We start from the raw sequence: 18,535 nt of genomic DNA on the forward strand, positions 1-18,535 counted from the left end.
GACCCCGATCCGGGATCTAAAGCCTGGCTTGGAGATGGGCTGCGCCGCTGCTGCGCGGTCTGAACCGAGCTCAGGATGACATACCTGTCAGCGTGAGCTTGTCGCAGCACTCAGGGTCAGGTCTTCGGGCGGAGATTTCGCGTTCGGAAGGCGAGCGGAAAGGGAACGTGGTTTGGTAGGACACGGGCCGCACGGTCACGCTCATTTTAGGGGGTGCAAAGCGAGGCTCCGGGAAAGGCGTTCCGCCGCCCGGAGAAATGCTTTCCACCTTTTAAGCCGGGCGATGGAACGTGCGATTACCGGATTAGAGCGCTGTACGCCCCTTACCTCTTCTTGGACCCAGCCCGCCCCGCCGTGGAACCGACCTTCATGAACCGCCCCGTCCTGCCCGGCGCAGCGACGGTCACGACCGGCCCCGTGAGCGCCGCCGGGCTTGGGGGAAACGGGCCGATGCCCGCGGCCGCGCCGGAGCCTGAACCGTTCGCCGAACTGTCGCTGTCGGGCCTGCTCGAGATCCTTCAGCGGGGATGGAAGCTGGTCTTACTCGTCGCCCTCGCCGTCTTCGGGGTGGCGGCGCTCTACACCTTTACCCAGGCTCCGCTCTACAGCACCGCCAGCGTCGTGCTCGTGGACACGAACAAGAACCAGAACTGGAGCGCGAACTCCATCGAGAGCCTGCTCTCGTTCGGTGGCGACTCGCGCACGATCTACAACGAGGTCGAGATTCTGCGCCAGTCGGTACCTCTCGCCGAGGGCGTGGCGGCGCGGCTGACCGAGGCCGCACCGGAGCCCGCGCCGCTGATGCTGGACGGCGACGGCCAGGCCCGGACCGTCGGCGGCATGGCGCGCGCGATGCTGGAGCAGAGCGTCAGCTTCGCGCCGGTCAGCGAGCGCGCCGACCTGATCCGCATTACGGCCCGCAGCACGAGCCCGGACGAGGCCGCCCTCATGGCCAACCTCTACGCCGAGGAGTACCTCAAGCGGAGCCAGGAGACGAGCCGGGCCAGCATCTCCAGCTCGCGCGCCTTCCTCGAAGGGCAGGAGGCCAAGCGCCGCGAGGACCTGCGCCAGATCGAGGGCGACCTCGGCCAGTTCCTGACCCAGGAAGGGGCCATCGCCCTCGACGCCGAGGGGCAGAACGCCGTCACCCAGATCGCCGCTCTCGACGCCGCCCTAGAAGAGACCCGCGTGGAGCTGGAGATGGAGCAGGCAGCGCTCGGGTCGCTCGAAGCCGAGGTCGAGCGCGTCGAGCCGGGCCTCGCGCGGCGCATCGCGTCCGGCGTCGAGAACGAGATCCGCGTCCTCCAGGAGCGCATCGCCGAACTCGAACTCCAGGCCAGCGACTTCTACTCCGTCGACCCGACACTCGAAGGCAACGAGGCCCGCGACCCCGACCTCCTTCAGATCACCTCGCGCATCGAGCGGCTCCGCCAGCAGGTGGACCAGCAGGCCGGGCAGTACGTCGAAGAGGTCCTCGCCGTCGGCGGGATCGACGCGAGCACAGGCCGGGCCTCGGGGCTGGGCTATATCACCGGGCTCCAGCGCGAGGTGGTGCAGAAGCGCATCCGCGTCCAGGGCCTGGCGGCGAAGGCCGCCGCGCTCCGCGCCCAGGTGGGTGCCTACGAGGGACGGCTGCGCGACATCCCCCGCCAGACGATCCAACTCGCCCAGCTCCAGCGCCAGCAGCAGGCGACGGAGCGGACCTACCTCTTCCTCGTCGAGAAGCTCCAGGAGGCGCGTGTGGCCGAGGAGTCCGAGCTCGGCTACGTCGAGGTCATCCGCCGCGCCGACGTGCCGCTCGACCCCGTGCGCCCACGCCCGGTCCTGAACCTCGCGCTCGGCCTGCTCTTCGGCCTCGCCGCCGGCGTGGGCGCGTCCATGCTCTGGAACGCCCTCGACCACCGGATCAAAGCGCCGGACGACCTGCGGGCGCACGGCTTCACCGTCCTCGGGGCCGTGCCCGACATGAAGGACATCGTCAAGCGCAACTTCGGCGGGCAGGAGCGGGTCCGCATCGACTCCCACGAGGTGAGCACGACGGTCGCCGCCGTGCTCCACCCGCTCTCGCCGCTGGCCGAGGCGTTCCGGCACCTGCGGACCAACATCCAGTTCAGCCTCCCGGACCAGCAGGTAGAGGTCATGATGGTCACCAGCTCCGGCCCGAGCGAGGGCAAGAGCACGACCGCGATGAACCTCGCTGTCTCGATGGCGCAGGCCGGGCACCGGACGCTCTACGTCGACGCCGACCTCCGCAAGCCGAAGGGCCACACCCTCCTCGGCCTCACCCGCTACAACGGCCTCTCCGAGCTCCTCTTCCGCCGCGGCACCATCGACTGGGAGAGCTACCGCCAGCCGCTCCGCGTGACGTGGAAGGAGTTCGACGACGCGGTCGAGAACCTCTACGTGATCCCGGCCGGCAAGCACGTCCCCAACCCGGCGGAGCTGCTCAACTCCCAGCGCATGAGCGAACTCGTCGCCGAGATGCGCGAAGCCTTCGACATCGTCGTCATCGACACGCCGCCGGTGCTGGCCGTGACCGACGCCGTGCTCGTCTCCCGCCTCTGCGACGGGATCGTGTTCCTCTCCGTCGCCGGGCAGACGAGCTGGCGCTCGCTCGTGCGGACGCGCGACGGCATCAGCGTCTCCGGGACGCCGCTCCTGGGCACCGTCCTCAACCGCTTCGACGAGCGCGTCAAGGGCTACGGCTACGGGTATGGCTACGGCTACGGTAGCATGGAGGACTTCACGCTCGCCTCCGCCGGCGAGGCCCCGCACGAGCCGGTCGAAGCCTAGCCCCGCCACGCCCCCTTCCGCCATCACCGCCTTCCTCCCCATGAACCGCCTCTTCGCCCTCGCCTCCCTCTTGGCGCTCGCCGGTCCGGCCGCGCACGCGCAGATCGTCACCGCCACGCCCGGCGTCTCCGTCTACCGCTACGCCGAGCCCGGGCGCTCGACGATGGACCTCCAGGTGTGGGGCGACGTGCGGACGCCGGGGCTCTACCAGGTGGAGGTCGGGACGGACATGCTCCAACTGCTCTCGTACGCCGGCGGCCCCCAGACGGGCGCGCAGCGCGGCGAGGAGGAGCGCGTCACGCATGTGCAGCTCACGCGGTTCGAGGACGGACGCCAGAACGTGGTGGTGGCCTGCACGATGGACGAACTCCTCGCCGATGGGTATCCGCCGCTCCAGGCCGGCGACCTGCTCACAATTCGCACGGAAGTCAAGACCGGGATCGGTTTACGCGACGTTGCCGTATTTACTTCTTCGCTCGGCACGCTCGCGCTCGTGCTGCTCCGTTTGGTCGGTAGCTAGCGCCTGCACGGCAGAGACCTCGTGCCGCCCGTCCCTACGACCCTACAGACCCGCTTTACCGTGACTACCAACACCCAACGCGCCGCCGACCGGCTCCTCGACCTCGCCGCCTCCGGCGAGGCGACGGTCGGCGTGATCGGCCTCGGCTACGTCGGCCTCCCGCTCGCCGTCGAGTGCGCGGCCGCCGGCTACCGCGTCCTCGGCTTCGACGTGAGCGCGCCCGTCGTCGAGCAGATCAGCCGCGGCGAGAGCCACATCGGCGACGTGCCCTCAGACGCCCTCCGGCCCCACACCGAGAGCGGCCGGATCGAGGCGACGACCGACATGGGCCGCCTCGCCGACTGCGACGTGATCTCGATCTGCGTCCCGACGCCGCTCAACAAGATCAAGGACCCCGACCTCGGCTACGTTCTGAGCGCGGCGCGCGTCATCAAAGACACGCTCCGCCCCGGCCAGCTCGTCATCCTGGAGAGCACGACCTATCCGGGGACGACCGACGAGGTGCTGCTCCCCGTCCTCGAAGAGACCGGCCTCACCGTCGGCGAGGACTTCTTCCTCTGCTTCTCGCCCGAGCGCGTGGACCCCGGCAACCCGACGTGGCACACCAAGAACACCCCGAAGGTGATCGGCGGCGTGACGGCCCTCTGCGCCGAGGTCGGCGTGGCGGTCTACGACCGGGTGTTCGACACGCTCGTGCCGGTCGAGAGCGCGCGCGCGGCGGAGCTCGTGAAGGTCTACGAGAACACCTTCCGCATGATTAACATCGCGCTCGCCAACGAGCTCGCGCAGGCGTGCGACAAGCTCGACGTGAGCGTGTGGGACGTGATCGACGCCGCCGGGACGAAGCCGTTCGGGTTCATGAAGTTCACCCCCGGCCCCGGCCTCGGCGGGCACTGCATCCCGCTCGACCCGCACTACCTCTCGTGGAAGATGCGGACCCTCGCCTACAAGACGCGGATGATCGAACTGGCGAGCGAGATCAACGCCGAGATGCCGGTCTACGTCGTCCAGAAAGTCGCCGACGCGCTCAACGACGACGGCAAGGCGGTCCGCGGCAGCCGCCTCTTGGTTCTCGGAATCGCCTACAAGAAGAACATCGACGACCTCCGCGAGAGCCCGGCGCTCGAGATCATCCGGCTGCTCCAGGAGAAGGGGGCCGACGTGCAGTACCACGACCCCTTCTGCCCGGAGATCGCCGACGACGGCCACACTGCGATCCAGCACCTCCCGCTGCGCAGCCGCCCGCTCACCGAGACCGAACTGGGCCAAGCCGACGCCGCCATCCTCATCACCGACCACGACGAGGTGGACTACCAACTCGTGATCGACTCCGTCCCGCTCATCGTGGACACGCGCGGCAAGATGCGCGCCTGCTGCGACGGCTCGGCGCGCGTCGTCGGCCTCTCGGGCCGCGAGATGGGCGAGGGGCCGGCCGAAGACCTCGCGCCGGTGCTGACACAGTAGCAAATGACGAACGACGAGTGACGAACGGACATCCCGGTCCACGAGCATACCCCAGACCTATGAAGGACTCCAGACCTATGAAGAACTTTGCCCTCACCGGCGTCGCCGGGTACATCGCCCCGCGCCACCTCAAGGCCATCGCCGAGACCGGCAACCGCCTCGTCGCTGCCGTCGACCCGCACGACTCCGTCGGCATCCTGGACCAGCACTTCCCGCAGACGGCGTTCTTCACCGAGTTCGAGCGCTTCGACCGGCACCTGGAGAAGCTGCGCCGCGGGCCGGAGAGCGAGCGCGTGGACTACGTCACGATCTGCTCGCCGAACCACCTCCACGACGCCCACATCCGCCTCGCCCTCCGCGTCGGCGCCGACGCGATCTGCGAGAAGCCGCTCGTGATGAACCCCTGGAACCTCGACGTGCTGGCGGAGCTCGAGCGCGAGTACGACTGCTGCTCGGTCCACACGATCCTCCAGCTCCGGGTCCACCCGGCGCTCCTCGCGCTCCGCGAAAAGCTCCAGGGCTCCGACAAGCGGCACGCGGTCCGGCTGAGCTACGTCACCTCGCGCGGGCAGTGGTACCGCTACTCCTGGAAGGGCAACGCCGACAAGTCCGGCGGCGTGGCGACCAACATCGGCATCCACTTTTTCGACCTCCTGATCTGGCTCTTCGGCGGCGTCGAAGAGAGCGAGGTCCACGTCCTCGAAGCGGAGCGCGCCGGCGGCTTCCTCGAACTCCAGCGCGCCGACGTGCAGTGGTTCCTCTCGATCGACGGCAACGACCTGCCCGCCTCGGTCAAGGGCCAGCAGCCTACCTACCGCTCGATCACCGTCGACGGTGAGGAGGTCGAGTTCTCCGGCGGCTTCCGCGACCTCCACACGGTCGTCTACGAGCAGACCCTCGACGGCCAGGGCTTCGGGATCGAGGACGCCCGCCCGTCCATCGAACTCGTCCACGCCATTCGGACCGCGAAGGTCGAGACCGCTCCCACGCTGCCGCACCCTTTTCTGGGCTTCGAAGTAGCCTGAGTGCTTCGCACTGGGGTTGGGCGTGCGGGAGGGTGCGAGCGTCCACCGTCTAGCTGAGACTCTACGCACTCCCACACGCCCGACCACCCGCACTCCTCGAACACGCCAAACGATGACGCTGACTGACATGGCCCCGACCGGCACAGACACCGGACGCATCCGCACGCTCCCCGGCGTCCGCATCCACGAGAGCGCCTACGTGGACGCGCCGTGCGAGATCGGCGAGGGGACGAGCATCTGGCACTTCAGCCACGTCCAGCCCGGCGCGCGCATCGGGCGCGGCTGCACGCTCGGCCAGAACGTCAACGTGGCGAACGATGTCGTGATGGGCGACCGGGTCAAGATCCAGAACAACGTCTCGATCTACACCGGCTGCGAGCTCGAGGACGAGGTCTTCCTGGGCCCGAGTTGCGTGCTGACCAACGTCACGAACCCGCGCTCTCAGGTCAACCGCCGCGGCCTCTACGAGCGGACCCTCTTCCGGCGTGGCGCGACCGTCGGCGCGAACGCGACCGTCGTGTGCGGCGTCACGCTCGGGCGCTACTGCTTCGTGGCTGCCGGGAGCGTGGTGACGAAGGACGTGCCGGACTACGCGCTCGTCGTCGGCAACCCGGCCCGGCAGCGCGGCTGGATGAGCCGCCACGGACACCTGCTCGAAGTCGGCGGCGACGGCCTCGCTACGTGCCCTGAGTCGGGCCTGCGCTACCAGGAGACCGGCGGCGTGCTCCGCTGCCTGGACCTGGGCGAAGACGAGCCGCTGCCGGAGCGTATGACCGAAGGCCACCAGACCTACGACGACTTCAAATCCACCTGAGCCATGACCGCCACCGCCATCCCCATCCTCGACCTGGAGCCGGAGATCGATGCGCTCTGGGATGAGTTCAGCGACGCGTTCCAGCGCGTGCTCCGCTCCGGGCAGTTCATCAAAGGCCCCGAACTCGACGCCTTCGAGCGCGAGGTGGCGGACTACCTCGGGACGAAGCACGCCATCGGGGTCAACTCCGGGACAGACGCGCTCGTGGTCGGCCTCCGGGCGCTCGGCATCGGCCCAGGCGACGAGGTCGTCACGACGCCGTTCTCGTTCTTCGCCACGGCCGAGTCGATCAGCGCCGTCGGCGCGACGCCCGTCTTCGCCGACATCGACGCGCGGACGTTCAACCTCGACCCGGACACCGTCGAGCCGCTCGTGACCGAGCGCACGGCGGCCGTCATGCCGGTCCACCTCTACGGCGGCCCCGCCGCCATCGGGCCGGTCCTGGAGATCGCCGAGCGGCACGGCCTGGCGATCATCGAGGACTGCGCGCAGTCGTTCGGCGCGCGCTTCGTGGACGCGGCGGGCGGCGACGGCATGGCGACGTGGCACGGCAAGAGGACGGGGACGGTCGGCGCGGTCGGGGCGTACTCGTTCTTCCCGTCCAAGAACCTCGGGGCCTTCGGCGACGCCGGCCTCGTCACAACCGACGACGACGCCCTCGCCGAGCACATGCGGAAGCTACGGGCGCACGGCGCGCTCAAGAAGTACCACAACGAAGAGGTCGGCTACAACTCGCGCCTCGACGCGCTCCAGGCGGCGTTCCTCCGGGTCAAGCTGCCGCACATCGGGGACCAGAACGCGGGCCGCCGCCGCGTGGCCGAGACCTACAACCGGCTCCTCGCTGACGTCGAGGGCGTCGTCGCGCCGGCCGTCGTGCCGGGGCACGTCTTCCACCAGTACACCGTCCGCATCCTCGGCGGCAAGCGCGACGCGGCCGCGGCGGCGCTGAAGGCGCAGGGCATCCAGACGATGATCTACTACCCGGTGCCGCAGCACCGCCTCCCGGTCTACGACCACCTGGCGTCGGACTGCCCCGTCAGCGACCAGCTCGCGGGCGAGGTGCTCAGCCTCCCGATCTGGCCCCAGCTCGACGAAGCCACGATCCGCCACATCGCTGGCGCACTCGCCGAGGCCGTCCGGTAGCCCGCTGACCGATGCTGACACGCACCGCCAAGCGGACCATCAAAGAGGGGCTGATGCTCCCGCGCCGCCTCACGAGCGCGCGCCGGGTGCTGCCGGACTTCCTGCTGATCGGCGCGCAGAAGGCGGGGACGACGTCGCTCTACCACTACCTCACCCAGCACCCCCGCGTCCTGCCGGTGCACCGGAAGGAGGTCCACTACTTCGACATCGGCTACCGCCGCGGCCTGGGCTGGTACCGTTCCTTCTTTCCGACCGCGCGCGAGGTCCAGCGGGAGGCGGCCCTGACCGGCGAGGCGAGCCCGTACTACCTCTTCCACCCGCAGGTCCCGGCCCGCATCCGCCAGGACCTCCCGGACGCGAAGCTGATCGTGCTGATGCGTAACCCGGTGGACCGGGCGTACTCGCACTACCACCACGAAGTCCGCAAGGGCTACGAGACGCTGCCGTTCGAGGAGGCCGTGGACCGGGAGGAAGAGCGGATCGCGGAAGAGACGGCCCGGCTCGGAGCCGACCCCGCCTACTACAGCCAGGCGCACCGTTCGTTCTCGTACCTCGCGCGCGGGCGCTACCTGGAGCAGCTCCGCCCGTGGATCGACCGCTTCGGGCGGGAGCAGATGCTGCTGCTGCCGGGCGAGCGGATGTACGCCGACCCCCAGGGCGTCCTCGACGCCGTGTGCGGCTTCCTCGGGATCGAGCCGTTCGGCGGGTTCCGCTTTCGCAAGCACAACGACTTCCGCTACGACCCCCTCGACCCGGCGCTGCGCGCCCGGCTGGCGGCCTACTTCCGGCCCCACAACGAGGCCCTCTACGACGCCCTCGGCGAGGACTACGGCTGGGAGCGCGAGGCGGCGGCGGGATGAGCGCCGGCCCTGACAGCGACACCGGCCCCGACGCGGGACCGGAGGCGCAGGCACCGAGCCTGACGCGGAGCACGCTCGGCGGGCTGCTGTGGAACTTCTCCGGGGCCGGCGTGCAGGCGCTGCTCCGCATCGGCGTGCTCCTGGTGCTGGCCCGGCTGCTGACCCCGGCCGACTTCGGCGTGGTCTCGGCGGCACTCGTGGTGGTCTACTTCTCCGAGATCTTCTCCCAACTCGGCATCGGCCCGGCGCTCGTGCAGCGGCCCGGCCTGAGCGATGACCACCTGCGGACGGGCTTCACGGTCTCGACGCTCTGCGGGGTCGCCCTCGCCGGGGTCGTGGTGTGGGGGGCTCCGGCGATGGCGGCGTTCTTTCGGATGCCGCCGCTGGCCGACGTGCTGCGCGTGCTGGCGTGGGTATTCCCGCTCAAAGGCCTCGCGCTCGTCGCCGAGTCGCTGCTCTACCGGGAGCTGCAGTTCCGCTGGATCGCCACGCGCGACGTGCTGGCGTACTTCGTCGGCTACGGTCTCGTCGGGCTTGGGCTGGCGTTCGGCGGCTTCGGGGTGTGGGCGCTGGTGTGGGCGCACCTCGCCGAGACGGTCGTGCGGACGGGCGTGCTGCTGGCGGCGCGGCGGCACCCGAAGCGGCCCCAGGTCGCCCTCGGCCCGCTGCGCGAACTGGTCTACTACGGCGGCGGCTTCACCGTGGCGCGCATCTCGAACTACGTCGCGCAGCAGGGCAACAACCTCATCATCGGGCGGCTCCTCGGTGCCTCCGCGCTCGGCCTCTACGGGCGCGCGTTCCAGCTTACCACGATGCCGGTCATCCTCGCCGGCGGCGTCCTGGACAAGGTGCTCTTCCCGGCGATGGCCAAGATCCAGGGGGACGCGGCCCGGCTGCGCCGCATCTTCCTCGAAGGCACGTCGGTGCTGAACCTCCTCACGCTGCCGCTCAGCGCGGCGTCGGTCGCCCTCGCTCCCGAGATCGTGGGCGTGCTGCTGGGGCCGGACTGGCTCGCCGCCGTGGTGCCCTTCCAGGTGCTAGCCCTCGGGATGATGCTCCGCACGAGCTACAAGATCGGCGACGCGCTCGCGCGGGCGACCGGGGCGGTCTACAACCGGGCGTGGCGCAAGGCCGTCTACGCCGGGTGCGTGCTCGCCGGCTCGCTCGCCGGCTCGGCGTGGGGGATCGAGGGCGTGGCGGTGGGAATCCTGCTCGCGCTGGTGGGCAACTTTTTCCTCGTGGCCGACCTCAGCCTCCGGCTTACGGGGGTGACATGGGGCTATTTCCTGCGGATGCACGTCCCGCCGCTGCTGCTGGCCGCGCTCGTCTTTGGCACGTCGTTTGGCCTGGCCGAGGTGCTGCGTAGCGTCGCCGCGCCCGCGGCCCTCGTCGCCCTCAGTGGGATGGGGGCCGCCGGGCTGCTCAGCCTCGGCCTCGTGCTGGCCTTCCCGGCCTTCTTCGTCGGGGCCGACGGGCTCCGGCTGATCGGGACGCTCCTCCGCCACCTGCCCGCCCGCTTCCAGGCCCTCGGCTGGGCGCAGCGCTTCCGCCAGACTCCGGCCTGACCCCGCCCGCCCGCCATGCCCGCCCTCGCATTCCTCCTCTACGACAACCGCTCCGGCTCGACGCTCCTCTCGGCGCTGCTGAGCGAGCACGCCGGCGTCGCCGTCTCGCACGAGACCGACCTCGTGGCGGCAGTTCTGGAGGCGCCGGGGCCGCGCGAGGTCCAGGGGGCCGCGCTCGCGGATTACCTCTACGCCTCCACGCGCTTCGGTGAACTCGGGCTGGACCGGGGCGCGGTCGCGCAGGCGCTGGGCGCGCACGGGGCGACGCTGACGCGGCAGGCGGCGCTGCGCACGCTCGTCCGGCACTACTTCGAGGCGCAGGCTCCGGCGGCCGAGGCGTGGGTCGTCAAGGGCCCCCGCCTGCACTACCACCTCCGCGCGCTCGCGGCGGCGTTCCCCGAGGCGGCGCTGCTGCACCTCGTCCGCGACGGGCGCGCCGTCTTCCGGTCGAAGCGCGCCACACCCTCGGGCCACGCGCTGCGGACGGGCGCGCGCGAGGTGATGGACGACGACCTCGTCCGCGCCGCCCACAACTGGCAGCGCAAGATCGCGCTCGTCGACGCCTTCGACGGGCTGGCCGTCCACGCGGTCCGCTACGAGGACCTGCTCTGCGCGCCCGAGGCCGAGCTGGGCCGCCTCCTCGACGCCGCCGGCGTGTCGGATGCGGGCCGCACCCGGAGCGCCACCCGCGCCGAGTTCGTGCAGGCGCAGGTCGGGGGCACCTACCACGGCATCCACGCGAGCGTGGCCGGGGACCTGGACCCGGCGAAGGCCGCCCGCTGGCGGACCGACCTGGCACCGGACGAGATCGCCCTCTACGAAGCGCTGGCCGGCGACGCGCTGGCGCGCTACGGCTACGAGCGAACGGCGACGGTGCCCGGCTCCTGGGCCGGCCGGGTGCGGCAGCGCGTGCGGCTGCTCGGGCTGCGGGTCCGCCGCGAGCGGAGCCGGTGGGCCGCCGCCGCGAAGGCGGTCCGGCGCGGCGAGGCGGGGCGCGTCCTGCGCGGCAAAGCCTTCGAGTGGAAAGCGCGGCGGGTGGGGCCGGAGGCGTCGTGAAAACATTATTCTTCTGGCTCTTCCCCCTCGTCATCCTGACCGACTGCATCGGGCCGCTGGTGCAGGTCGGGAGCCTGCACGCGGGGCACCTCAAGTACGGGATCCTCCTGCTGGCCACCGTGCTGACGGCCCCGCACTGGCGGCTGACGCTGCCGGTGGTGGCGGTGCTCGGCTTCCTCGTCTACGTCACCGGCCTCGCCTTCCTGGCCTCGGACTGGGGCAACTCGCTCAACGGCGCGATGCGGCTCTGGCTGGCCCTGTCGATGTACCCGGTGGCGGTGTCTGTGCTGCGAAGCTGGCAGGACGTGACGGCTTTCCTGCGCCTTCTCATGGTTGGGGCCTTCGTGCTCGTGCTCACGTTCGGGGCGGCGCAGGTGTACCCGTGGGGATGGGAAGGCTACATGCGCGGGAGCGGGTTTAGCTACGGCGGTATGGGCGTCTACGCCACGTACGCGATGGTCTACCTCACGCTCGCGGCGGCGGTCTCGCTGCCGCTCGTCCGGTCGAAGCGGCGGCGCCTGCTCGCGCTCGCGGTCTACGGACTCGCGGCGATGATCGTGCTGGTCTCGTTCCGGCGGAGCGCGATGGCTGGGCTGGCCGTCGGGGGCTGCGCCCTCGTCGTGCTCGGCGGGGTCCGGCTGAGCATGGGGCGCACGCTGGCCGGGCTCGGTGTGCTCATCCCGATCGCGGCGGCGTGCTTCTTCCTCTTCGGCGAGAAGGTGACGCAGCTCTACGCGTCGCGCGCCGTCGAGGGCGTGCACTTCGAGATGGCCTCACGCTACGGCCGCGTCGCGGAGACGGAGAAGGTGTGGCGCGACTTCACCGGCGGCTCGCCGCGCCACATGCTCTTCGGGACCGAGTTCTCCAACGCGACCGACATCTTCGAGTGGAAGCTCAACGACCGGCGCATCCATGTGGACTACAACGTGATCCTGGACGGGGCCGGCGCGGTCGGTCTCGGAGCGTTCCTGCTCGTGTACCTGCTCATCGCGCTGCGCTTCCGGGCGAGCTACCGGCGGCTGCTCCGCTCGCGCCTCGCCACCGGCCTCCACGCGCTGTTCTGGGCGCTGCTCGCGGCGAGCCTCGTGTTCTCGGCCTCCAACCAACTCTGGGTGACGGTGCCCTACGGGCTGTTCTTCGCGCTCCTCGGCGCACTCCAGCGTGCCGCCGAGGTGCTGCCCGCGAAGCGGGCCGCCGCCGCCCGCGCCGGGGTGCCGCTGCTCCGGGCTCCGCTCCCGCTTCCTCCCACCACGCCCGCCCGATCCCATGCGCGTCCTGCTTAACGCCCCCGACCCCGACAACCACGGCGGCGTCGCCAACTACTGCAAGTCCCTGCTGCCGCACTTCCGCACCCAGGTCGAGGTGCTGCACCGGGGCTCGCGCCACGGCGAGGCCGGCGCGCCCGCCCGCGTCCGCCGCCTCGCCGGCGACACCGTGCGCCTCCTCCGTACCCTCGGCAGGCAGCGCTTCGACGTGGTCCACCAGAACACCTCGTTCTACGGGCCAGGGCTGGCGCGCGACGCTGTCCTCGCCAACCGGGCGAAGGCCGCCGGCGCAAAACTCTTCATCCGACTCCACGGCTGGGACGCGGCCTTCGAGCCGACCTTCAACAGCCGCCGCTTCGGCTGGGTCAAGCGCCAGTACTTCAACGCCGACGCGGTTGCGGTCGACGCCGACGAGTACGAGCAGAAGCTGCGAGCGTGGGGCTACGGCGGCCCGATTCACCGCGAGACGACGGTCGTGGACGACGGCCTCCTCGCGCAGCACGCCGGCGCCAAGCCCGAAGGCCCGCTGACCGTCCTCTTCCTCGCCCGCCTCGCCGAAGACAAGGGCGTCTTCACCACGCTCGAAGCCGTCCGCCTCGTGCAGGAGCGCCACCCCGAGGTCCGCCTCATCGTCGCGGGCGAGGGGCCCGTCCGGGCCGGTGCCGAGGCGTGGGTCGCCGAGCGGGCGATGCCGGGGGTCCGGTTCACGGGCTACGTCCGCGACGCCGACAAGGCCGCCGTCTTCGCCGAGTCCGACGTCTACCTCCTCCCGACGCTCCACGGCGAGGGGCTGCCCACCTCGATTCTCGAAGCGATGGCCTTCGGCCTCCCGGTCATCACCCGCCCGATGGGCGGCATCGGGGACCACCTCACCAGCGGCGAGCACGGCTTCCTCACCGAGCGCACCGACCCCGACGCCTTCGCCACCTTCGTCACGCGGCTGGCCGAGGACGCCGGCCTCCGCCGGGCGCAGAGCGAGCGCAACCGCGCGACCGCCCGCGAGCGCTATCTCGCCTCGACCGTCGCCGCCCGCCTCGAAGGCATCTACCAAACCGTCGCCGCGGCATGAACCGAGGCCGCACCTCCGATCCAACTCCGGGCGATCCGCTGCCCGGCGATCCGATTCCGGGCGCGCTCCGCCGGCTGCTCGGCTGGGCCGAGGCCGAGGACTTCGCCGGGTCCGACCCCTACGACCTCCTCGCCTCGGGCTGGCGGCTGGACCGCCTGCCGCCGGCGGCGACGTTCGTCCTGACCCAACTCCACAAGCGTAACCCGGTCGACCTCCGCCGGCTGCTCCGCATCCCGAAGCTGCGGCTTCCGAAGGGGATGGGGCTGTTTCTGAAGGCCTACAGTCTGCGCGCCGAGCAGCGGGGCGACGCCCACAGCCGCGCCCAGGCCGACCGCCTCTTCCGCTGGCTGATGGACCACCGCTCGGCGGGCTATGCCGAGGACGCCTGGGGCCTGCCCTTCGCGTACTCCTCCCGCGTCGCCGTCACCGAGGCGTGGCGGCCGTCGAGCGTCGTCACCTCGTTCGTCCACGACGGGCTGTTCCACTACGGGCGGCTCACCGGCAGCGCCGAGGCCGAGGCCGCGATGCGGAGCGCGTGCGACTTCCTCCTGCACCACCTCCACCGCACCGAGCGCGACGGCGGCCTCTGCTTCAGCTACACGCCCGACCGGCCCGACCAGTGCTTCAACGCCAACGCCCTCGCCGCCGCGATGCTGGCCCGGACCTACGCCGTCACCGGCGAGCCCGAACTGCTCGGCCTCGCCCACGCCGCTGCCGACTACGTCGTGGCCCACCAGAAAGACGACGGGCGCTGGAACTACAGCATCCAGGCCGACGGCTCCGAGAAGCAGCAGATCGACTTCCACCAGGGCTTTATCCTCGACGCGCTCCACGACATCGTCACCCACAGTGACCGCGACACGGCAAGCCTCCGGGCGGCCATCGAGCGTGGGGCGGCCTACTACCGGCGCGAGCAGTTCACCGGCGAGGGCCGCAGCCTCTGGCGCGTGCCGCGCGAATGGCCCGTCGATATCCATAACCAGGCGCAGGGCATCATCACCTTTGCCCGGCTCCACGCGTGGACGCCGGACGCGCTGCCCTTCGCCGAGCAGGTCGCCCGCTGGACGGTCGAGCACATGCAGGACCCCGGCGGCTGGTTCTGCTACCGCCTCGGGCGGCACCACACGAACCGGCTGCCCCACATGCGCTGGGGGCAAGCCTGGATGACGCTCGCCCTCACTCACCTGCTCGTCGCCCGAGACGAAGCCGCCGTAGTCCGCGCGCCCCAGACGGTACACGCATGAGGTATCTCTTCTACTTCGGCCACCCGGCCCACTTCCACCTGTTCAGGCACACCGTCGCCGCGCTCAAAGCGGAGGGGCACACCGTGGACCTCTTCTGCAAGACGAAGGACCTGCTCGAAGACCTGCTCCAGGCCTCGGGGTGGGCCTACACCAACGTCCTCCCGCAGGGCAAGGGCGCGGGCCGCCTCGCGATGGCGACGGACCTGCTGGCGCGCAACGGGCGGATGCTCCGCCACTGCCTCCGCCACCGCCCCGACCTGATGGCGGGGACCTCGCCGGAGGTCGCGCAGATCGGGCGGCTCCTCGGCATCCCGTCGCTCGTGCTAAACGAGGACGACGTGGACATCGTGCCGCTCTTCGCGAAGGCGGCCTACCCGTTCTGCACGGCGGTCGTCGCGCCGGAACAGACCGACCTCGGACGCTGGGCTGGCAAGGGCCTCACCTATCCCGGCTACCAGAAGCTCGCTTACCTCCACCCGAACCGGTTCACGCCGGAGCGCAGCCGCGTCGAGCACCTCTTCGCCGGGCGCGCGCAGTACTTCGTGCTCCGGTTCGTCAGCCTGACCGCGCACCACGACGTCGGCATCGGGGGGTTCACGCCGGCCGTGGCCCGCCGCGTCGTCGACCTCCTGGAGCCGCACGGCGCGGTCTGGATCAGCGCCGAGGGCGATCTCGGCGGCGACCTCCAGCGCTACCGGCTCGCCCTCGACCCGCTCGACATCCACCACGCGCTCCACTTCGCGACGCTCTTCGCGGGCGACAGCCAGAGCATGACCGTCGAGAGCGCGATGCTCGGCACGCCGTCGGTGCGGTTCAGCGACTTCGCCGGGCGCATCAGCGTGCTCGAAGAGTTGGAGCACACCTACGGCCTCACGGTCGGCATCCCGGCGAGCGAGCCGGGGCGCCTGGCCGAGACCCTCCAGCGACTCCTCGCCCGCGACGACCTCCGGGCGGCCTACGCCGCGCGCCGGGACACAATGCTCGCGGACAAGATCGACCTGTCGGCCTTTCTGATCTGGCTGATGAGTACGTTCCCCGACAGCCTCCGCACAGTGCGCGCCGACCCCGCCACCGCGTCGCACTTCCGCACCCCCCACCGCGTCGCCGCCTGACCGCCCTCCTATGAACGTCCTCACCGTCATCGGAGCCCGCCCCCAGTTTGTCAAGGCCGGGCCACTCTCGAAAGCGCTCCGCCGCGCCGGCCACCGCGAGGTGATCGTCCACACCGGCCAGCACTACGACGCCGCCATGTCCGACCAGATCTTCACCGACCTGGAGATCCCGGCCCCGGACTACAACCTCGACGTCCGCTCCGGCTCCCACGGCGCGCAGACTGGGCGGATGCTCGCGGCGCTCGAAGAGGTGCTCCTCGGCGAGCAGCCGGACCTCGTGATCGTCTTCGGTGACACCAACACGACGATCGCGGCCGCCCTCGCGGCGGTGAAGCTGCACCAGAAAGTCCTCCACATCGAGGCCGGGCTGCGGAGCTTCAACCGTGCGATGCCCGAGGAGATCAACCGCGTCCTCACCGACCACTGCTCGGACTTCCTCTTCGCGCCGACCGACAGCGCCGTCGAGAACCTGACGCGCGAGGGGCTGGCGCACCGGACCTACCGCGTCGGCGACATCATGGTGGACAGCCTGCTGGACCGGCTGGAGATCGCCCGCGAGCGATCAGACATCCTGGCGCGCGTCGGCGTCGAGGACGGCGGGTACTACCTCCTCACGCTCCACCGCCCGTACAACGTGGACGACCCGAAGCGGCTCGCGGCAATGCTCGGCGCGCTCGGCCGGCTCGGGCGGCCGGTCGTGTTTCCCGCGCACCCGCGCACGCGCGCCGTCCTCGAGCAACATGCCCTCGCCGTGCCGGAGGCGGTGCGCCTCCTGGAGCCGCAGGGCTTCCTCGATTTCGTTCGCCTCGAAGCCGGGGCCGTCAAAATCCTGACCGACTCCGGCGGCGTGCAGAAAGAGGCCTACATCCTCGGCACACCCTGCGTCACGCTCCGCCCCGAGACCGAGTGGGTCGAGACCATCGAGGCCGGCTGGAACGTGCTCGCCGACCCCGAGGACGCGGGCTTCGCCGACCTCGTGCTGGGCTTCGACCCCGTGGGCGCGCAGCCGGACCTCTTCGGGCGCAACGTGGCCGAGGAGATGGTGCGCTGCATCGAGCGCGTGATGGAGGACAACGGCGGGGTCCCCGAGCCCAGGTAGCGCAGCCGGTCGCCGGGGGGCGTAACCCAACGTCTCGTATCAACCTCCGTAGGGGCGTACGGCCGTACGCCCTTGCGACGGCGGGGAAGCATTATGGGCTGAGGGTATGAGGGGCCGCGCGCGCATCGATTTCTATACAAGAGATTTAATTCAAGTTTTTGGGTGCCGATCCTAAATGTGGTCCAGCGCTTGCCGAAGACTATCTAGAGCAGCCAGGAGCCCCTCCACCGCTGGCCCCAACTAGATAGTATTCATGGCTTACCCCCCGATGGACGCGACGGCCACCCTCGGCCCCCCAGCACTCGATGCCGTGACCGTGACGCGGCGCGCGGAAAGGGTTTCCGAGCCGGTCGCCTCCAGCGCCCTTGTCGGCGTGCCGGTCGTCCGGCCGGCCGGGGCCCGGACCCAGGTCGTGGCGACAACCGACCGCGCCGTGATCGAGGCGCTGCCTGCCGGGACCGAGGCCATCGTCAACGGCGCGCGCCTCAACGACGTCCGCTACCTCAACAAGTTTTTCGAGGCCGTCAACGCAGCCCTGCCCACAGGCGGGACGTTCGCCGGGTGCGTACAGACGTCGGAGCTCCGCAAGCGGGCCGTCTTCGGCGCTCACCCGCGGTGGATTGCGTGGCTCGTCTACGCGGTCGAGTTCCTCTTCACGCGCGCCTTCCCCAAGCTGAAGCCCACGCAGCGCCTCTACTTCGCCCTCACGAAGGGGCGGGGCCGTGCCTTCTCGAAGGCCGAGGTGCTGGGCCGGCTCGTCTCGTGCGGGTTTGAGATCGTCGAGCACTACGACAGCGACGACGGCCTCTTCCGCTTCGTCGTGCGCAAGGAGCGCGCCCCGGCCTTCGACGAGAACCCGTCCTACGGGCCTGTCTTCAAGATGAAGCGCGTCGGGCGCGGCGGGGAGCCGGTCCACGTCTACAAGCTCCGCACGATGCACCCCTACGCGGAGTACCTCCAGGCCTACCTCTACGCCACCAACAGCCTCGACGAGAAGGGCAAGTTCAGGGACGACTTCCGCATCACGACCTGGGGCCGCACCTTCCGCAGGCTCTGGATCGACGAGCTGCCGATGCTCCTCAACTGGCTGCGCGGCGACCTCCGACTCGTCGGCGTCCGCCCGATCTCGGAGCACTACCTGAGCCTCTACCCTGAGGCCCTCGCCGCGCAGCGCTGCCGCCACAAGCCCGGCCTCGTCCCGCCCTTCTACGCCGACCTCCCGAACGGCTTCGAGGAAGTCCTCGACTCCGAGGCGGCCTACCTGGAGGCCTACGAGCGCGCCCCGGTGCGGACAAACGTGCGCTACTTCGGGCGGGCGATGTATAACATCTTCGTCAAGCGCGCCCGCAGCCAGTAGGGTGCCGAAAGGCGTGCCGCGTGGGCTTGTTCGGATGGCAGATAGAGCGATATATTCCTCCCCCTGCCTGTAAGACAACATGCGGCATGTCTGCCTGGAGTTATCTAATCATGCATAGCCCAGCAGCCACGACCTAGCTCACCCCCGCG

Annotated in this window: 15 protein-coding genes; all 15 read left to right on the plus strand. The window is 70.4% G+C overall.

The window, feature by feature from the left end:
- Positions 1 to 369: 369 nt before the first annotated feature.
- The 15 genes from AAGI91_08885 (at position 370) to AAGI91_08955 (ending at position 18,386) form a co-directional block, all read left to right on the plus strand.
- Positions 370 to 2,793: a polysaccharide biosynthesis tyrosine autokinase gene (locus tag AAGI91_08885; protein ID MEM1042730.1), complete on the plus strand. Its 2,424-nt coding sequence runs from the start codon at positions 370 to 372 to the stop codon at positions 2,791 to 2,793.
- A 40-nt stretch (positions 2,794 to 2,833) separates the two neighbouring features.
- Positions 2,834 to 3,313 (plus strand): SLBB domain-containing protein, encoded by a 480-nt coding sequence (locus tag AAGI91_08890; GenBank protein ID MEM1042731.1) that lies wholly within the window; start codon positions 2,834 to 2,836, stop codon positions 3,311 to 3,313.
- A gap of 60 nt (positions 3,314 to 3,373) precedes the next feature.
- Complete coding sequence (locus AAGI91_08895) at positions 3,374 to 4,777, plus strand: nucleotide sugar dehydrogenase (protein ID MEM1042732.1); 1,404 nt, start codon at positions 3,374 to 3,376, stop codon at positions 4,775 to 4,777.
- Between the two features lie 77 nt (positions 4,778 to 4,854).
- Positions 4,855 to 5,802: a Gfo/Idh/MocA family oxidoreductase gene (locus AAGI91_08900; protein MEM1042733.1), complete on the plus strand. Its 948-nt coding sequence runs from the start codon at positions 4,855 to 4,857 to the stop codon at positions 5,800 to 5,802.
- A gap of 127 nt (positions 5,803 to 5,929) precedes the next feature.
- Positions 5,930 to 6,616 (plus strand): acyltransferase, encoded by a 687-nt coding sequence (locus AAGI91_08905; protein MEM1042734.1) that lies wholly within the window; start codon positions 5,930 to 5,932, stop codon positions 6,614 to 6,616.
- A 3-nt stretch (positions 6,617 to 6,619) separates the two neighbouring features.
- Positions 6,620 to 7,759, plus strand: coding sequence for a DegT/DnrJ/EryC1/StrS family aminotransferase (locus AAGI91_08910; GenBank protein ID MEM1042735.1), 1,140 nt, complete (start codon positions 6,620 to 6,622; stop codon positions 7,757 to 7,759).
- An 11-nt stretch (positions 7,760 to 7,770) separates the two neighbouring features.
- Positions 7,771 to 8,619 (plus strand): sulfotransferase domain-containing protein, encoded by an 849-nt coding sequence (locus tag AAGI91_08915; protein ID MEM1042736.1) that lies wholly within the window; start codon positions 7,771 to 7,773, stop codon positions 8,617 to 8,619.
- The gene (locus AAGI91_08920) at positions 8,616 to 10,184 is read left to right on the plus strand and encodes a lipopolysaccharide biosynthesis protein (protein ID MEM1042737.1); all 1,569 of its coding nucleotides are present in this window, start codon (positions 8,616 to 8,618) and stop codon (positions 10,182 to 10,184) included. The genes AAGI91_08915 and AAGI91_08920 overlap by 4 nt, the downstream gene beginning before the upstream one ends.
- Positions 10,185 to 10,199: 15 nt before the next feature.
- Positions 10,200 to 11,240: a sulfotransferase gene (locus AAGI91_08925; GenBank protein ID MEM1042738.1), complete on the plus strand. Its 1,041-nt coding sequence runs from the start codon at positions 10,200 to 10,202 to the stop codon at positions 11,238 to 11,240.
- The gene (locus tag AAGI91_08930) at positions 11,237 to 12,523 is read left to right on the plus strand and encodes a hypothetical protein (protein MEM1042739.1); all 1,287 of its coding nucleotides are present in this window, start codon (positions 11,237 to 11,239) and stop codon (positions 12,521 to 12,523) included. The genes AAGI91_08925 and AAGI91_08930 overlap by 4 nt, the downstream gene beginning before the upstream one ends.
- Positions 12,507 to 13,574 carry a glycosyltransferase family 4 protein gene (locus AAGI91_08935; GenBank protein MEM1042740.1) on the plus strand — a complete coding sequence of 356 codons (1,068 nt, stop codon included), beginning with the start codon at positions 12,507 to 12,509 and terminating at the stop codon, positions 13,572 to 13,574. The genes AAGI91_08930 and AAGI91_08935 overlap by 17 nt, the downstream gene beginning before the upstream one ends.
- Entirely contained in the window at positions 13,571 to 14,818 is a 1,248-nt protein-coding gene (locus AAGI91_08940) for a hypothetical protein (protein MEM1042741.1), read from the plus strand. Before AAGI91_08935 ends, AAGI91_08940 begins: the two co-directional genes overlap by 4 nt.
- Positions 14,815 to 15,930 (plus strand): hypothetical protein, encoded by a 1,116-nt coding sequence (locus tag AAGI91_08945; GenBank protein ID MEM1042742.1) that lies wholly within the window; start codon positions 14,815 to 14,817, stop codon positions 15,928 to 15,930. Before AAGI91_08940 ends, AAGI91_08945 begins: the two co-directional genes overlap by 4 nt.
- Before the next feature lie 10 nt (positions 15,931 to 15,940).
- Positions 15,941 to 17,029: a UDP-N-acetylglucosamine 2-epimerase (non-hydrolyzing) gene (gene wecB / locus AAGI91_08950; protein ID MEM1042743.1), complete on the plus strand. Its 1,089-nt coding sequence runs from the start codon at positions 15,941 to 15,943 to the stop codon at positions 17,027 to 17,029.
- 253 nt (positions 17,030 to 17,282) lie between these two features.
- Complete coding sequence (locus AAGI91_08955; GenBank protein MEM1042744.1) at positions 17,283 to 18,386, plus strand: sugar transferase; 1,104 nt, start codon at positions 17,283 to 17,285, stop codon at positions 18,384 to 18,386.
- Positions 18,387 to 18,535: the final 149 nt, after the last annotated feature.

This window comes from Bacteroidota bacterium, from assembly GCA_038746285.1.
Lineage (GTDB): Bacteria > Bacteroidota > Rhodothermia > Rhodothermales > JANQRZ01 > JANQRZ01.

Excerpts from the sequence above, each read along its gene's own strand:
- AAGI91_08955 (MEM1042744.1), top strand. The coding sequence starts at position 17,283 with ATGGCTTACCCCCCGATGGACGCGACGGCCACCCTCGGCCCCCCAGCA.
- AAGI91_08910 (MEM1042735.1), top strand. The coding sequence starts at position 6,620 with ATGACCGCCACCGCCATCCCCATCCTCGACCTGGAGCCGGAGATCGAT.
- AAGI91_08920 (MEM1042737.1), top strand. The coding sequence starts at position 8,616 with ATGAGCGCCGGCCCTGACAGCGACACCGGCCCCGACGCGGGACCGGAG.
- AAGI91_08915 (MEM1042736.1), top strand. The coding sequence starts at position 7,771 with ATGCTGACACGCACCGCCAAGCGGACCATCAAAGAGGGGCTGATGCTC.
- AAGI91_08945 (MEM1042742.1), top strand. The coding sequence starts at position 14,815 with ATGAGGTATCTCTTCTACTTCGGCCACCCGGCCCACTTCCACCTGTTC.
- AAGI91_08890 (MEM1042731.1), top strand. The coding sequence starts at position 2,834 with ATGAACCGCCTCTTCGCCCTCGCCTCCCTCTTGGCGCTCGCCGGTCCG.
- AAGI91_08885 (MEM1042730.1), top strand. The coding sequence starts at position 370 with ATGAACCGCCCCGTCCTGCCCGGCGCAGCGACGGTCACGACCGGCCCC.
- wecB (MEM1042743.1), top strand. The coding sequence starts at position 15,941 with ATGAACGTCCTCACCGTCATCGGAGCCCGCCCCCAGTTTGTCAAGGCC.
- AAGI91_08940 (MEM1042741.1), top strand. The coding sequence starts at position 13,571 with ATGAACCGAGGCCGCACCTCCGATCCAACTCCGGGCGATCCGCTGCCC.
- AAGI91_08935 (MEM1042740.1), top strand. The coding sequence starts at position 12,507 with ATGCGCGTCCTGCTTAACGCCCCCGACCCCGACAACCACGGCGGCGTC.
- AAGI91_08925 (MEM1042738.1), top strand. The coding sequence starts at position 10,200 with ATGCCCGCCCTCGCATTCCTCCTCTACGACAACCGCTCCGGCTCGACG.
- AAGI91_08905 (MEM1042734.1), top strand. The coding sequence starts at position 5,930 with ATGGCCCCGACCGGCACAGACACCGGACGCATCCGCACGCTCCCCGGC.
- AAGI91_08900 (MEM1042733.1), top strand. The coding sequence starts at position 4,855 with ATGAAGAACTTTGCCCTCACCGGCGTCGCCGGGTACATCGCCCCGCGC.